At 68.0% G+C, this 14,493-nt stretch carries 14 protein-coding genes; 7 read left to right on the top strand and 7 right to left on the bottom strand.

Annotation, left to right across the window (positions count from 1 at the left end):
• Positions 1 to 106: 106 nt before the first annotated feature.
• Both QNO06_RS12590 and QNO06_RS12585 read left to right on the top strand, forming a co-directional pair.
• Positions 107 to 274 carry a DUF3117 domain-containing protein gene (locus QNO06_RS12590; protein WP_227913614.1) on the top strand — a complete coding sequence of 56 codons (168 nt, stop codon included), beginning with the start codon at positions 107 to 109 and terminating at the stop codon, positions 272 to 274.
• A 9-nt stretch (positions 275 to 283) separates the two neighbouring features.
• Positions 284 to 1,930, top strand: a complete 1,647-nt coding sequence (locus QNO06_RS12585) for a leucyl aminopeptidase family protein (protein ID WP_227913615.1) — start codon at positions 284 to 286, stop codon at positions 1,928 to 1,930.
• On the opposite strand, the gene QNO06_RS12580 is transcribed toward QNO06_RS12585, so the two are convergent.
• On the bottom strand, positions 1,927 to 2,562 hold the full coding sequence (locus QNO06_RS12580; protein ID WP_227913616.1) for an O-methyltransferase: 636 nt from the start codon (positions 2,560 to 2,562) through the stop codon (positions 1,927 to 1,929). The two genes, QNO06_RS12585 and QNO06_RS12580, sit on opposite strands and share 4 nt — an antisense overlap.
• 285 nt (positions 2,563 to 2,847) lie before the next feature.
• Between QNO06_RS12580 and sigE the strand changes: the two genes are divergently transcribed.
• From sigE to QNO06_RS12565, 3 genes are read left to right on the top strand one after another with little or no spacing between them, the layout of a single operon-like run.
• Positions 2,848 to 3,456, top strand: a complete 609-nt coding sequence (gene sigE / locus QNO06_RS12575) for an RNA polymerase sigma factor SigE (protein WP_227913617.1) — start codon at positions 2,848 to 2,850, stop codon at positions 3,454 to 3,456.
• A 3-nt stretch (positions 3,457 to 3,459) separates the two neighbouring features.
• Positions 3,460 to 4,437: a zf-HC2 domain-containing protein gene (locus QNO06_RS12570; RefSeq protein ID WP_227913618.1), complete on the top strand. Its 978-nt coding sequence runs from the start codon at positions 3,460 to 3,462 to the stop codon at positions 4,435 to 4,437.
• A gap of 48 nt (positions 4,438 to 4,485) precedes the next feature.
• Positions 4,486 to 4,941, top strand: coding sequence for a twin-arginine translocase TatA/TatE family subunit (locus tag QNO06_RS12565; RefSeq protein WP_227913619.1), 456 nt, complete (start codon positions 4,486 to 4,488; stop codon positions 4,939 to 4,941).
• A gap of 18 nt (positions 4,942 to 4,959) precedes the next feature.
• Here QNO06_RS12565 and QNO06_RS12560 read toward each other — a convergent pair whose 3' ends face one another.
• Genes QNO06_RS12560 through QNO06_RS12550 form a run of 3 tightly spaced genes read right to left on the bottom strand, consistent with a single transcriptional unit; the run spans position 4,960 to position 8,014 of the window.
• Positions 4,960 to 6,144 (bottom strand): Mrp/NBP35 family ATP-binding protein, encoded by a 1,185-nt coding sequence (locus QNO06_RS12560; RefSeq protein ID WP_227913620.1) that lies wholly within the window; start codon positions 6,142 to 6,144, stop codon positions 4,960 to 4,962.
• A gap of 3 nt (positions 6,145 to 6,147) precedes the next feature.
• Positions 6,148 to 6,735, bottom strand: a complete 588-nt coding sequence (locus tag QNO06_RS12555; protein ID WP_227913621.1) for a DUF1003 domain-containing protein — start codon at positions 6,733 to 6,735, stop codon at positions 6,148 to 6,150.
• The gene (locus QNO06_RS12550; RefSeq protein ID WP_227913622.1) at positions 6,728 to 8,014 is read right to left on the bottom strand and encodes a magnesium transporter; all 1,287 of its coding nucleotides are present in this window, start codon (positions 8,012 to 8,014) and stop codon (positions 6,728 to 6,730) included. Before QNO06_RS12550 ends, QNO06_RS12555 begins: the two co-directional genes overlap by 8 nt.
• A 118-nt stretch (positions 8,015 to 8,132) precedes the next feature.
• On the opposite strand from QNO06_RS12550, the gene QNO06_RS12545 reads away from it, so the two are divergent.
• The gene (locus tag QNO06_RS12545) at positions 8,133 to 9,017 is read left to right on the top strand and encodes a general stress protein (protein WP_227913623.1); all 885 of its coding nucleotides are present in this window, start codon (positions 8,133 to 8,135) and stop codon (positions 9,015 to 9,017) included.
• A 76-nt stretch (positions 9,018 to 9,093) separates the two neighbouring features.
• Here the strand turns inward: QNO06_RS12545 and QNO06_RS12540 are convergent, their stop codons facing one another.
• Positions 9,094 to 10,662, bottom strand: coding sequence for an aminopeptidase P family protein (locus QNO06_RS12540; RefSeq protein ID WP_227913876.1), 1,569 nt, complete (start codon positions 10,660 to 10,662; stop codon positions 9,094 to 9,096).
• A 137-nt stretch (positions 10,663 to 10,799) separates the two neighbouring features.
• Between QNO06_RS12540 and QNO06_RS12535 the strand changes: the two genes are divergently transcribed.
• Entirely contained in the window at positions 10,800 to 11,657 is an 858-nt protein-coding gene (locus QNO06_RS12535) for a PHP domain-containing protein (protein ID WP_227913624.1), read from the top strand.
• A 20-nt stretch (positions 11,658 to 11,677) separates the two neighbouring features.
• Here the strand turns inward: QNO06_RS12535 and QNO06_RS12530 are convergent, their stop codons facing one another.
• Both QNO06_RS12530 and QNO06_RS12525 read right to left on the bottom strand, forming a co-directional pair.
• On the bottom strand, positions 11,678 to 12,574 hold the full coding sequence (locus QNO06_RS12530; protein WP_227913625.1) for a DNA-methyltransferase: 897 nt from the start codon (positions 12,572 to 12,574) through the stop codon (positions 11,678 to 11,680).
• A gap of 18 nt (positions 12,575 to 12,592) precedes the next feature.
• Positions 12,593 to 14,326: a DEAD/DEAH box helicase gene (locus QNO06_RS12525; protein WP_227913626.1), complete on the bottom strand. Its 1,734-nt coding sequence runs from the start codon at positions 14,324 to 14,326 to the stop codon at positions 12,593 to 12,595.
• Between the last annotated feature and the right edge of the window lie 167 nt (positions 14,327 to 14,493).

The raw sequence follows: 14,493 nt of genomic DNA, 5'->3' as shown, positions 1-14,493 counted from the left end.
TGTACGGAATAATGACAGCAATTGCCGAAGGGATATTTTACTTTCGTCGGCAGCGGATTACAGGTGATCCGGGATAACCGGCGCACTGTGAAAGGGGAAATCTGAAATGGCTGCGATGAAACCACGCACGGGCGACGGGCCCATGGAGGTTACAAAGGAGGGGCGCAGCCTCATCTTGCGGGTGCCGATCGACGGCGGCGGGCGCCTGGTGGTCGAGCTCAACGCAGAAGAGGCGGGCAAGCTGAAGGACTGCCTCTTGGGTGTGACGGGCTAGCCTTAACCCATGCAGTTGCCTCCCAAGCCTTCGTCCAAGACCGGCTCCGTTCCGGCTTCGCCCTTTGTGTCCGCACCGCTGCCGGGAGTCACTGCCCTGGCCGGACTGGACGCACGCACAGGCAGGGCCGGTAACGGCAGCGGACTGCAGCCGGCTGCGGAGGAGCGCGTGGACGTGCTCGCCGTGGCCATCGCCCCGGCTCCCGTGGAGGCAGGACAGGACGATGCGGAAGAGGCGGCGTATCCGGTCCCGGAGCCGCGGCGCGGCGCGGTGGAAGCAGCTGTCCGCTACGGCGCCGACATTGCCGCCCGGGCGCGCAGCGCCAAAGTGACCGGCCGGGCCGGGGAGATCCTCGTGATCGAACCGCCCCGGGATTCAGCAGCCCTGCCCGGCAAACTGCTTTTTGTGGGCACGGGTGATGAATCCCCGGCAGCGCTGAGGCGTGCCGGGGCTGCCCTCGCCCGTGCCACCATGGGCTGCGCAAGGATCCGCAGCTCCGTGGTGGACGGGCTCGGTCCGGACGCACAGGCAGCTTTCCTTGAGGGGTTCCTGCTCGGGGGCTACCGGCCGCCGCGGGCCGGAGTTACCCAGGCGCCGGCCCCGATCGCCGAGCACCTGGAACTGACCGGACTCGAAGCCGGTGCCGCTGCCCGGGCTCTGGCCACCGCCCGGGCCGTGTGGCACGCCCGCGACCTGACGAACACCCCCGCCGATACTGCCACGCCGGAATGGATGGCAGCACAGGCCAGGGCCGCCGCGGTCCGCAGCGGCCTGCAGGTCCGGGTCCGCACCGAGGATGAACTGCGGGCCGAGGGCTTCGGCGGCCTGCTCGCCGTGGGCTCCGGATCCGAGCACCCGCCGCGGCTGGTGGAGCTTGCCTACGTCCCCAAAGGGGAGAAGGCCGCACCGCACGTGGTCCTGGTGGGCAAGGGCATCACCTTCGACTCCGGCGGCATATCGCTCAAGCCGCGGGACGCGATGATGACCATGAAAACGGACATGGCCGGTGCTGCCGCCGTGCTGGCCGTGGCAGAAGCAGCAGCCGAACTTGAACTGCCCGTCCGGGTCACCGCCGTGCTGGCCCTTGCGGAAAATGCCATTGGCGGCGCCGCCTACCGTCCGGCCGATGTGGTCCGGACCTATGACGGCACCACCGTGGAAGTGGGCAACACCGACGCCGAGGGCCGGATGGTGCTCGCAGATGCCCTTGCCTACGCAGCGGCCGAGCTGGCCCCCGACGTGCTGGTCGACGTCGCCACGCTCACCGGTGCGGCTGCCCTGGGGCTGGGCCTGAACCACGCCGCACTGTTCGGCAACGCCCCGGCCCTGGTGGCGGCGCTGGAAGCGGCGGGTAAGACTTCCGGCGACGCCGTGTGGCAGCTGCCGATGGTCCGGGAGTACGCCGGCATCCTGGATTCCGACGTCGCCGATCTGTCCCACATTGCGCCTGTGAAGGCCAAGTTCGGTGCAGGCGCCATTGTGGCCGCACTGTTCCTGGAGAAATTCACCGCCGGAGTCCCGTGGGCGCACGTTGACATTGCGGGTCCCTCCCGTGCCCCGAAGGACAGCCGGGAGCAGACCAAGGGTGCCACCGGGTTTGGCGTCCGCCTGCTGCTGGCGTACCTGGCCGGATACCGTTCCGGCGGCGCCGCCTAGGCGGTTTTGACGGCCAGCAGCAGGCCGTCGCCGGTGGGCAGCAGCGCCGAGGCAAGCTCCTCGTTTTCCCGGATGGCCTTGCCGACCTTGCGCATGGTGTTGGTGGTTGCTTCGCGGACCGCCGGATCGGCAACCTTGCCGTGGTCCAGGGCGTCATTGACCACCAGCAGCCCGCCGCGCTTGAGCAGGCGCACAGCCTGGGTCACATAGAGCGGGAAGGACGGCTTGTCGGCGTCGATAAACACCATGTCATACGCAGCGTCCGTGAGCCGGGGGAGGACCTCCGCGGCCCGCCCCGAGATGGTCCGGGTCCGGTTGCCCGGGATCCCCGCTTCGGCGTAGGCTTCCCGCGCTGCGCGGAGGTGGTCCACGTCCGAATCAATGGTGGTGAGCACAGCGTTTGAGCCCAGGCCGCGCAGCAGGCACACCCCGGACACCCCGGCGCCTGTACCTACTTCCACTACGGTGGCCGCCTTGCTTGCGGCGGCCAATACGGTCAGCGCGGCTCCCACGCCGCTGGACACCGCGCTGACGCCGAGCTCATAGGACCGTTCACGCGCGCGGAGCAGGACCTCATCCTCGGTAGGCAGGGCCTCCGTGTAGGACCAACTGGTCTGCTTGTCGGCGCGCATGTTTTCACTTTCGGTACTGGTGCGGAGGGGGTGCTGCTTCCACAAGCTTAAGGCCAAGCGCAGCCGAACCCCGTACACGCTGCCGGAGCGTCTTGTGCGGGAAGTTCATGCGTGCTAACAGCCAACTCCCAGATTGGTGCGTAAACATTGTTAATCGGTGCTCCGCGTGGTATTTGGGGCTAGGCACCATAGACGCAAGCACCATAGACGCAAGCACAATGCACGCAGTCACGATGCACGCAGTAACGAGCAGGTCCAAGCATGCTGGAAGGAAGGAGGAAGACTATGGCAACGACGCCGGATGCGGCAGCCGCAGACATGGCTGCGGACTGGGTGCGCCCCTCATGGGAGGAAGTGGTGGAGGCACACTCCGCCAAGGTATACCGGCTGGCCTACCGGCTGACCGGCAACAAGCATGATGCCGAGGATCTGACGCAGGAAGTCTTCGTCCGCGTTTTCCGTTCCCTGGCAAACTTCCAGCCGGGCACGCTGGACGGCTGGCTGCACCGCATCACCACCAACCTTTTCCTGGACCAGGCCCGGCGCCGCAGCCGTATCCGCTTTGACGGGATGACCGAGGAAACCCAGAGCCGGCTGCCCAGCAACGGTCCCGGCCCAGAGCGCAGCTTCGAATTCAACAACCTGGATGTGGACATTGCCCGCGCCCTGGAGGAACTGCCGCCGGACTTCCGGGCGGCCGTAGTGCTGTGCGACCTCGAAGGGCTCTCCTATGACGAGGTGGCGCAGGTGCTGGACGTCAAGCTCGGCACGGTGCGTTCCCGGATCCACCGCGGACGGGCCATGCTCAAGGAGAAGCTTTCACACCGGGACCCGCGGCAGCGTCCGCTGTCCCGGCCACGGCTGAAACTGCCTCGCGTTGCGGGAGCTAACTGACCCGTGCGACACCCCACCAGGTATCTGCGGGACTACGTTGATGCCGAAATGACGCCGGAGCGGCAGCATGCCGTGGAAGCCCATCTCGCCCGCTGTGCGTCCTGCCGCGCGGCAGTAGCCGAAGAGCGCCGGCTGCGCAGCCGGCTGCGGGCCCTGCGTGTTCCCGCCGCGGGGCCGGACCTTGCTGCCCGGATAGCCGGTACTGCGGCAGCCACCGCCGAACGCGCGGACCAGGAGGCCGGTGGGGAACCCGGGAACGGATCCAATACCGCGGGCGGCGCCGTCACCGGAAGCCAGCGGCAAGGGGCGCCGCTGGACCGCCGCAGCCATGCTGTTGCTGCGGGTGTGGCCGTTGCTGCAGCAGCGGCAATGCTTTTGGGCGGGGCCTACGCGGCTGGCACTGTGCTGGAAGTTCCGCCGGAGACGGGCACGCGCACGGCCATGGCGGCCGGTTGGGAGGAAGTGACCGGTTCCGGATCCGCTGCCCTCAGCCCGGACCAGCTGCAGTCGCTGCGGGGCCACGGATGGTCCTGCCCTGAACTGGCGGACCTGGGGCTGGAACTTGAATCGGCGCGTTCGCTGCAGGTGCAGGGCCACCCCGCCGTCGAAATGGTCTTCGCGGGCGCCGGTGAGCGGATTCGGCTGGTGGAGCAGCACCCGCTGCCGGAGGAGGACCGGCAGCCGGTGGTCAACGCCTTTACCGGCCATTCCGTGGCCGCCGACGGTTTCACGGCGCTTGGATCGGACAAAGGCCCCGCGGTGTTCAGCTCCGACGAGCACCCCGGGCAGACCGTCGTCGCCGCCGGGAGCGTTACCTATACTTTCGAATCCACCATGCCGGTGAAGTCACTGCCCCGGGCAGTGGAAGAACTGTCCCTGCTGGAGTCCTCCCGGCTGGCCCGGCCCGGTGCAGGCGCGGAACCGATGGAACGCATTGCCCGCGGGCTTGCCGTGTTCGCCCGTGCGGGCTGGAGCATCTAGGATGCCCGAAAGTGGCTTGCTGATCCCGGGAAAAGGTAGTCTTCAAGAGTGGTAGGAATCAACGGTTACGAGTTCATTATCCTGGCGGTACTCGCCGTAGTGATACTGGGCCCCGAACGCCTGCCCGAATATGCCTCCCAGCTGGCCAGGCTGGTCCGGGAAGTCCGGCGGATGGCCAGCGGTGCCCGCGAGCAGCTGCGCGAAGAGGTTGGCCCGGAAATAGACGAGGTGGACTGGCGGAAGCTGGATCCCCGGCAATACGACCCGCGGCGCATCATCAAGGAAGCGCTGCTGGATGACTTCGAAGACGCCGCGCAGGCCGCGAAGGGCCGGCCTCCGGCTGCCCGGGCGGGTTCTGCGCCTGCCCCCGCACCGCAGCCGCCGACACCGGCTTCTGCGTCCGGTGCCGCACCCGTTCCGGCGGCTGCCCGCCCGCCGGCCGTCAAACCCCTCGAACGCCTGGCGCCGGGAGAACCGGCGCCCTTCGACATCGAGGCCACCTGAGTCCTGCGGCGATCGCCCCTACGCGGGGCTGACCCCGAGGTTCCGTCCGGCCAGTCCGCGCGGCCGGTGCGCCAGGTTCCGCGCAATCCGGCGCAGTTCCGCCGCAGCGGTGCCGGCAGCAGTTCCGCCTGCCGCAGCGTCATCACCGGCCAGGCTTTCCAGCCCGTCCAGGGCCACCGGGCGTCCGCCGTCGCCGCCTTCCCGCAGGGCGACGTCGAGCGGGATGCTTCCCAGCAGCGGTACCGGGTAGCCGAGGGTGCCTGTGAGCCGTCCGGAGACGGCGGCGCCCCCACCGGAGCCGAAGACCTCAAGGCGTTCCCCGCCCGGCAGGGCCAGCCAGGACATATTTTCAATCACTCCGGCAACCTTCTGCCCGGTCTGCTTCGCCACGCTGCCGGCACGCTCGGCTACGTCGGCGGCGGCACTCTGCGGTGTGGTCACCAGCAGGATCTCAGAGTCCGGGAGCAGCTGGCCAACGGAGATTGCAATGTCGCCGGTGCCCGGCGGAAGATCGAGGAAAAGCACGTCCAGGTCACCGAAGTACACGTCGGTAAGGAACTGCTCCAGCGCCCGGTGCAGCATGGGCCCGCGCCAGGCCACGGGCTGGTTGCCTTCGACGAACATACCGATGGAAATGGTCTTGATGCCGTAGGCCACCGGGGGGAGGATCATTTCATCCACGCGGGTGGGCGGACGGGTAATGCCCAGCAGGCCGGGCACGGAGAAGCCGTGCACGTCGGCGTCGACAATCCCCACCCGCAGCCCGGTGGCCGCCATGGCTGCGGCGAGGTTCACGGTGACGCTGGACTTCCCGACACCGCCCTTGCCGCTGGCCACGGCGTAGACGCGGGTCAGCGAACCGGGACGGTTGAACGGAATGGTCCGCACCGGATCCCCTCCGCGCAGCCGGTCCTTCAGCGCATTGCGCTGCTCAGGGGTCATCACGTCCAGGCCGACGGCCACGCTGCTGACACCGGGCACGGCCGCCAGCGCATTTTCGACGTCGGTGGTGATCGTGCCGCGCAGCGGGCAGCCGGCGATGGTCAACAGCACTTCGACGCGGACCGCGCCCGACGGGTCCACTGTGACGCCCTTGAGCATGCCTAGTTCGGTGATGGGCCGGCGCAGTTCCGGGTCCTGGACGGTATCCAGGGCACGGAGCACCTGCGCTTCCAGGTTGGAAGCCGGTTCGGATACGGGCACGGGCTAGTGTTCCCTTCCGCCGGGATTCAGTTTGGGCATGGCATCGGCCGTCTCCGGGGACCGGCGCCGGCGGCGGTTGGTTCCGCCGTCGTCGTCATTGGCCTCCAGCAGTTCTTCCAGCAGCCCGCGGATCTCGGAGCGGACGTAGTCACGGGTGGCCACCTCGCGCAGTGCAATGCGAAGCTCCGCGATTTCCCGGGTGAGGTACTCGGTGTCCATCAGGTTGCGCTCGGCGCGTTCCCGGTCCTGGCGCACCGAAACACGGTCGCGGTCATCCTGCCGGTTCTGCGCCAGCAGCAGCAGCGGTGCGGCGTAGGAGGCCTGCAGGGACAGCATCAGGGTCAGCACGGTAAAGCCCAGCGCGGCGCTGTCGAAGCGGGCAGCTTCCGGACCCCAGGTGTTCCAGGCCAGCCACACCAGGCAAAAGACCGTCATGTAGACCAGGAACTGCGGGGTACCCATAAACCGGGCGAAGTTCTCCGTGGCATGGCCGAACGCGTCGGGGTTCGGGGACAGCCGCGGCAGCCACCGGGTGCGTGCAGTGCGGGGAGTGTCGAGGCCGCGGGTTGTCGACTTGATCTTTTCAGCCATTTGTCCTTCCCTGCTGCGTTATCGGGCCGGTCTCATCGGAAACACGCCAGTCGTCCGGCAGCAGGTGGTCGAGCACGTCGTCCACCGTCACCGCCCCGACCAGGCGCCCGGTGTCATTGATGACCGGCAGAGAGTTCAAGTTGTAAGTGGCCAGCATGCGCGAAACCTCGCTGATGCTCGCGTAGTCCCGGACCGGTTCCAGGTCCGTGTCCAGGATGTTGCCCAGGGCCTCCGGCGGCGCCGACCGCAGCAGTGCCTGGATATGCACAACGCCCAGATACTTGCCGGTGGGCGTTTCCAGCGGCGGCCGGCAAACGTAGATGGAGGAGGCGAGGGCAGGGGTGAGTTCCTCCCTGCGCACGTGCGCCAGTGCTTCCGCCACCGTTGCCTCCGGCGGCAGGATGACCGGGACCGGAGTCATCAGCGAGCCTGCTGTGTCCTCTTCATAGTTCAGCAGCCGGCGCACGTCGCGGGCGTCCTCGGGCTCCATCAGCTGCAGGAGCTCTTCCTTCTGCTCCTCGGGCAGCTCGTTGAGCAGGTCCGCGGCGTCGTCGGGGTCCATCTCCTCGAGCACATCCGCCGCGCGCTCCACGTCCAGGGATTGCAGGATCTGGACCTGGTCGTCGTCGGGCAGTTCCTGCAGGACGTCCGCCAGGCGTTCGTCCTGGAGCTCGCTCGCGACCTCGATGCGGCGCTTGCCGCTCATTTCATGCAGGGCGTCGGCGAAGTCGGCAGCCTTGAGGTCATCGTTCTGCGCGACGAAGGAGGTGGCAGCCTGCGGACCGGAGGTATCCCAGTGGATGATGTCCTTCCAGTCCACAATCATCTGCTCGCCGCGGCGGCGCAGGGGCCGCAGGCGCGATTCCTGTCCGCCGCGGCGGACAAAGAGGTTGGAAACGTGCCAGTCGCCGGCCCGGTTCTGCTCAATGGCGATGTCCTCGATGGTGGCTTCTCCGCTGCCGTCGCGCAGTTCCACGCGGCGGTCGAAGAGCTCGCCGACCACCAGCATCTCCGCGCCGCGCTGCTCGAAGCGGCGGAGGTTGACCAGGCCGGTGCAGATGATCTGTCCGGGGTCCATGGAGGTAATGCGGGTCAGGGGCACGAACACACGCTTTTTGCCCGGCACTTCCACCACAATGCCCACGGCCTGCGGCGGGCGGCCGGGACCCCGGTCGAGCACGACCGCATCGCGCAGCCGGCCGAGCCTGTCTCCGAGGGGGTCGAAAACGTCAAGGCCAAGCAGGCGCGCGATAAAGACGCGGGTAGGATTTGTGCTCACCATATAAGGCTACTTTGTAGCCGGAGCTAACGGCGTATTAAGAGGTACGACGACGGCGCCCCGTTCACTGCAAGCGATACCTCCCCCGTCCCGCGCCGGAATGCGCGAGAATGGAGCAATGTCGAACCTATTTGGTGCCACACCTCCGCGTGAAGCGGCCCGCAGCTTGCCCAAGGGCGAAACGGTGGGACGCTACACGGCCTACCTGGACGCGCAAAAGGCGGTTGACTACCTGGCGGACAGCAAGTTCCCGGTGCAGCTGGTTTCAATTGTGGGAAACGAGCTCAAATCCGTGGAGCGCGTCACCGGCCGCCTGAGCTATCCGCGCGTGGCCCTGTCCAGCGCCGCCACCGGCGCTTGGTTCGGCCTGTTTGTTGGCCTGGCCCTGATGCTCTTCGGCGGCAGCGCCGCCGCCATCTCCCTGATTCCCTCCATGGCCCTGGGCGCCGTCTTCTGGCTTCTCTTTGGGGTGTTGGCCTATGCCCTGCAGCGCGGAAGGCGTGACTTCACGTCCACCAGCCAGGTCATTGCCACCAGCTACGACGTGATTGTGGCGCCGGAGGCGGCCAACGACGCCCGGCGCCTGCTGCACCAGCTGCCCATGGTGGGCCAGGCCGGCCACCCGCAGGCACCCCGCAACCAGCAGCAGCCCGGCGTGCCGCCGTTCGGGCCGCCGGCAAGCGGTACCGGACAGGCACCGGAACGCCCCTCCGGCTGGACCAACCCGTACGGGCGCCCTGCCTCAGACTCCGCCCCGGCGGATCCGAACAGGCCGGGCCAGGCGCCGGCGGGTGAACAGGAACCGGTCAGTGGAAGCACCCGGCGCGGCCAGTTCCCCGACCTTCCGGACGGCCGTCCGCAGTACGGCGTTCGCCGCCCGAACGGGCCGGTTTCAAACGGCCAAAGGTCAAACGGGCAGGAGAACCCCGGAACGGCTCCGGATCCGGCCGGCAGCCACGCCCTGCAGCCGGGCAACGGCGACAGCGGCCAGCCGCGCCAGTAACCTCACCGCCAACAGATAAGGCCCGCATCCTTTCGGATGCGGGCCTTATCTGTTGGCGAAACTATTCCGGGATGAACTACTCGGCGGCGTAGATGCCGGCCATCCAGTCCTCGACGTCGTCGGGGTTGCGCGGCAGGGCGTCACTGAGGTTCACGGGACCGTCAGCGGTGATGAGGATGTCGTCTTCGATCCGCACGCCGATGCCGCGGTACTCCTCCGGAACCGAAAGGTCGGTGTCCTTGAAGTAGAGGCCCGGTTCAATGGTGAAGACCATGCCCTCGGTGATGGTGCCGTCCAGGTAGAGCTCGGCGCGGGCCTGCGCGCAGTCGTGAACGTCCATGCCCAGGTGGTGGCTAACGCCGTGCGGCATCCACCGGCGGTGCTGCTGGCCTTCGGGGGACAGTGCTTCCTCCAGCGGCACGGGCAGCAGCCGCCAGGCATCCAGGCGCTCGGCAAGCACCTTCACGGAGGCAGCGTGCACGTCGCGGAACTTGGCGCCGGGCTTGGCGGCGGCGAAACCGGCGTCGGCGGCGTCCAGAACGGCCTGGTAGACCTTGCGCTGGACCTCGCTGTACGTGCCGTTGACCGGCAGGGTGCGGGTGACATCGGCGGTGTACAAGCTATCGGCTTCCACGCCGCCGTCGAGCAGCAGCATGTCACCGGCGTTTACGGCGCCGTTGTTGCGGATCCAGTGCAGGACCGTGGCGTTGTTGCCGGCCGCGGCAATGGTGTCATACCCGAGGTCGTTACCCTCTTCGCGTGCGCGGGCAAAGAAGGCGCCTTCAACCACGCGTTCCCCGCGCGGATGCGAGATGGCCCGGGGCAGTGCCTTGACCACTTCGGTGAAGCCGTTGACTGTGGCCGCCACGGCGGCCTTCATCTGCTCGATTTCCCACTCGTCCTTGACCAGGCGCAGTTCGGAGAGGGCCTCGGTGAGCTCGCCGTCCAGTGCGTCCAGGGCGCTGAGGTCGGCGTTCTCCGGGTCCAGGGCGGTGTTGTAGCGGACGGTGTCCACCAGCGCGTCCACCATTTCGTCCACGCCGCGCAGCAGGCGGACGGAGATGCCGCCGAACTGCGGGTCGCCCACGTTGCGGGTGATAGCGGTTTCAGCCTCGTCCAGGTGCCGGGTAGGCAGGTCCAGCATGGTGCTGACCGCTTCAAGACCAAGGCGGTCCCCGATCCAGAAGGAACCGTAGCGGGCGTTCGAGTAGAACTCGTCACTGTCAGTGCCGGCCAGCGGACGGAAGTACAGGACGGCAGTGTGGTTGCCGCCGTCGTCGCCCGTGCCGGTTTCCACCGGTTCCATCACCAGGACGGCGTCGGGCTCGCGGTCCAGCCCCAGGCCGGTCATGTGCGCGAAGCCGGAGTGCGCGCGGAAACGGTAGTCCGTGTCATTGGAGCGGACCTTCAGCGGGCCGGCCGGAATCACCAGGCGTTCGCCCGGGAAACGTTCGGACAGCGCACGGCGGCGGCGGGCTGCGAACCCGGCGACGGCGTCGCGCTCGGGAAGGGCGCCGGATTCGGGGGCCCAGCCGGAGGACATGAACTTCTTGAAGGCCTCCGAGGAGGGCCGCTGGGAACGGTTGTTGACCCGGTCCTCCAGCGGCTGGCCTTCGGAGGGCTCGGGCAGGGTGTTCTCTGTCATTGTCTTCTCGGGGAAGGCGTTAGCGTCTGTAGTCACCCTTCCATGGTCTCACCGCCCCGCGGGGCGGCAAAACACCCCGCACGTACGTGCCCCGTCCGCCGGACGGAAGCCAGGCGCGCAGGGCGTAGATTGTAAGCGTGAGAATCGACCTGCACACCCACTCCAGCGTGTCCGACGGCACCGAACCTCCGGCCGATGTGCTGGCCGCGGCCGCGCGGGAGGGACTGGACGCCATTGCGCTGACCGACCATGACACGACGGCGGGCTGGGAGCCGGCGGCGGCGGCGGCCCGGAAGCTGGGGATCACCATGGTGCCGGGCATGGAGGTGTCCTGCCGCAGCAGCGAGGGAATCAGCGTCCATGTGCTGTCCTACCTGCATGATCCGGCCCACCCAGGCCTGCTGGAGGAAATTGCCCGCTCACGGGCGGCCCGGGTGTCCCGGGCCGAATTGATGGTGAAGCGCCTGGCGGAGGATTTCCCCATCGACTGGGATGCGGTGCAGGAGCAGGTGGCGCCGGGAGCGACCATCGGGCGTCCGCACATTGCCGACGCACTGGTGGCAGCCGGCGTGGTGCCCAACCGCTCGGCGGCGTTCAGCGGCATCCTGACTGCCCGGTCCCCGTACTTCGTGGCGCACTACGCCCCGGATCCAGCGCGCGCCGTGGAACTGGTGCGGCAGGCCGGCGGTGTGCCGGTGTTCGCGCATCCCGTGGCTTCCTCCCGCGGCCGGGTGGTGGGGGAGGGAACGTTTCACGAGATGATCGACGCCGGCCTGCTGGGGGTGGAGGTCAACCACCGGGACAATCCGGAGGCCGGCCGGGACTGGCTGCGCCGGCTGGCGAAGGACCACAACCTGCTCGTCACCGGATCCAGCGATTACCACGGCACGGGCAAACCGAACCGGCTGGCGGAGAACACCACCGACCCCGCGGTCCTGGCACAGATCGCCGGACTCGGAACCGGCAGCGCCCTGGTCGGGGATCTGCCCGGCTGACGGCCCGGGCGGCGGAAGCGCTAGTTCCCTGCGGCCGGCAGCGGTTCGCCCGTTTCGGCGGAAACCACCGTGGCCGCGGTGCCCAGGCGCCGGGCCATGACCTCGATGGCCTGCGGGTTGGCATCCACGCAGACGAACCTGCGGCCCAGCTTGGCCGCCACCGCGCCCAGGGTGCCCGACCCTGCAAAGAAGTCCAGCACCCAGTCGCCTTCGCGGCTGCTGGCCGCTACTGCGCGGCGCAGCAGGCCCTCCGGTTTCTGTGTGGGATAGCCGGTTTTTTCCCGGCCGGTGGGGGACACAATGGTGTGCCACCAGACGTCGGTGGGCAGTTTGCCCAGTGCCACCTTTTCCGGTGTCACCAGCCCCGGGGCCATGTACGGTTCCCGGTCCACTTCGGCATTGTCGAAATGGTACTTATCCGGGTTCTTGACGTAGACCAGGATGTTGTCGTGCTTCGCCGGCCAGCGGTTCTTCGCCCGTCCGCCGTAGTCGTAGGCCCAGATGATTTCGTTGAGGAAGCAGTCCCGGCCAAACAAGGCGTCCAGCATGACCTTCGCGTAGTGCACTTCGCGGTAGTCCAGGTGCACGTAGAGCGTGCCGTCGTCGGCCAGCAGCCGCCACGCCTGGGCCAGCCGGGGTTCCAGGAACGCCCAATAGTCCTCGAAAGCGTCGTCGTAGCTGGAAAGCAGCCCTTTGACCGTGCTGTAGCTGCGGCCCTTGAACCCGACCCGGTCCCCGCTGCCGTCAATGCTGCGGACCATGGTGGTCTGCTGCCGGCGCTGGGCCCGCCCCGTGTTGAAGGGCGGGTCCACGTAAATCATCGTGAAGGAGCCGTCCGGCAGGGTCGGCAGGAATTCCGCGTTATCCGCGTGAACCACCAGCGACCCGCCGTCCGGGGTCCACAAAGGGATGCTCATAGCCGTGCTGCGGCTCGGCTATTCAGCGGCCGGGCTGGAGTTGCCGACTACCTCGCCGTTGCGGCGGCGCGTCCGGCTGCGGCGCGGACGGTCCGCGGCGGTGCCTTCGGCAGCCGGTGCTGCGGTGCGTGCTTCGGCCGTGCGCGTCTCGGCGGCGCGGTCGGTGGTGCGGGACTCGGTGCTGCGTGACTCGCCGGAGCGTGACTCGCCGCGCCGAGATCCTTCGCGCTGGGATCCTTCGCGCTGGCCGCCGCTGCGTGCACGGTCAGAGCTGCGCCCTGAACCGGAACCGCTGCGTCCGGAACCGTTGCGGTCGGATCCGCTGCGGCCACCCTCGCGGGAGTTGCCCCGCCCGCCGGACTTGCCGGTTTCGCCCAGGTCCTCGATCTTCTCGGCATCGATGCCGGCGTGGGTGCGCTTGTTGCGCGGCAGGCGTCCCTTGGTGCCTTCGGGAATGTCCAGGTCCGTGTACAGGTGAGGCGAGGAAGAGTAGGTTTCCACCGGCTCCGCCTGGTCCATGCCCAGGGCCTTGTTAATCAGGCCCCAGCGCGGGACATCGTCCCAGTCCACGAACGTGACGGCCGTGCCCTTGTTGCCGGCGCGGCCGGTGCGGCCCACGCGGTGCAGATAGGTCTTCTCGTCTTCGGGGCACTGGTAGTTGATCACGTGGGTCACGTCGTCGACGTCGATGCCGCGGGCGGCGACGTCGGTGGCCACCAGCACGTCCACCTTTTCGTTGCGGAAGGCGCGCATGGCCTGCTCGCGGGCACCCTGGCCCAGGTCGCCGTGCATGGCGGCCACGGCGAAGCCGCGGTCCACGAGCTCTTCGGAAAGCTTGGCGGCGGTGCGCTTGGTCTTGGTGAAGATGATGGTCCGGCCGCGGCCGCGGGCCTGCAGGATGCGGGACACCACTTCGCTCTTGTCCAGGTTGTGGGCCCGGTAGACCACCTGGCGGATGTCCTTCTTCGTCAGGCCTTCGTCATCCGGATCAGCGGCGCGGATGTGGGTGGGCTTGGTCATGTAGCGGCGGGCCATGGAGACGACGGCGCCGGGCATGGTGGCGGAGAAGAGCAGGGTCTGGCGCACTGCGGGGGTGGCGGCCATCAGGGTCTCCACGTCCGGCAGGAAGCCGAGGTCCAGCATTTCGTCGGCCTCGTCCAGGACAACAATGCGCACGTTCTTCAAGGAGAGCTGCTTCTTGTTGTAGAGGTCGATCAGGCGGCCGGGAGTGCCGACCACGATTTCGACGCCGGCTGCCAGGGCCTCGATCTGCGGTTCGTAGGCGCGGCCGCCGTAGATGGTGACCACGCGGGCGCCGCGGCGGCGGGCCGCAGTGGTCAGGTCTCCGGCCACCTGGACCGCGAGTTCGCGGGTGGGAACCACAATCAGGGCCTGCGGAGCGCCGGGAACGGCGAGGTCTGCGTAGCCCTCGTCTCCGGGGGCCACCACGCGCTGCAGCGCCGGGATGCCGAAGCCGAGGGTCTTGCCGGTACCGGTTTTGGCCTGGCCGATGATGTCGTGGCCGCCGAGGGCAACCGGCAGCGTCATGGACTGGATGGGGAAGGGGTGGGTGATGCCGGCATCCGCGAGGGACTCCACAATGTCCGCGCGGACGCCGAAGTCGGCGAAGGTCAGTTCGGGAATTTCCGCCGCCTCGGCCTTGGTGGCCAGAGTGTCGGCAACCTTCAGTTCTTCGGTGCTGTCATCAGCTGTGAGGTGACGATCGTCAGCCTGGGAAAGTTCAGTGTTCAATTAAATACCGTTCAGTTTAGGCAGCGCGGGGCACCAGGCTCGACGAGTGGCTGATAGATACAGCCCATCCCGGAGCGGATGGCACGCACGCGGTGCGTCCAGCGGAAGCCGATCGCGGGCTAACAACTGCGGGCCGCCTAGTGCTCCGTTGGCTACGGCGGCGGCCG

Source organism: Arthrobacter sp. zg-Y20 (assembly GCF_030142075.1).
Taxonomy (GTDB): Bacteria; Actinomycetota; Actinomycetes; order Actinomycetales; family Micrococcaceae; genus Arthrobacter_B.
The sequence above is the reverse complement of the archived record's forward strand: the minus strand, read 5'-3'. Positions and strand labels throughout refer to the sequence as shown.

Bases quoted from the DNA above. Each gene is read 5' to 3' on its own strand.
- QNO06_RS12590 (WP_227913614.1), top strand. From the start codon at position 107: ATGGCTGCGATGAAACCACGCACGGGCGACGGGCCCATGGAGGTTACA.
- QNO06_RS12585 (WP_227913615.1), top strand. From the start codon at position 284: ATGCAGTTGCCTCCCAAGCCTTCGTCCAAGACCGGCTCCGTTCCGGCT.
- QNO06_RS12580 (WP_227913616.1), bottom strand. From the start codon at position 2,562: ATGCGCGCCGACAAGCAGACCAGTTGGTCCTACACGGAGGCCCTGCCT.
- sigE (WP_227913617.1), top strand. From the start codon at position 2,848: ATGGCAACGACGCCGGATGCGGCAGCCGCAGACATGGCTGCGGACTGG.
- QNO06_RS12555 (WP_227913621.1), bottom strand. From the start codon at position 6,735: ATGGCTGAAAAGATCAAGTCGACAACCCGCGGCCTCGACACTCCCCGC.
- QNO06_RS12545 (WP_227913623.1), top strand. From the start codon at position 8,133: ATGTCGAACCTATTTGGTGCCACACCTCCGCGTGAAGCGGCCCGCAGC.
- QNO06_RS12540 (WP_227913876.1), bottom strand. From the start codon at position 10,662: ATGACAGAGAACACCCTGCCCGAGCCCTCCGAAGGCCAGCCGCTGGAG.
- QNO06_RS12530 (WP_227913625.1), bottom strand. From the start codon at position 12,574: ATGAGCATCCCTTTGTGGACCCCGGACGGCGGGTCGCTGGTGGTTCAC.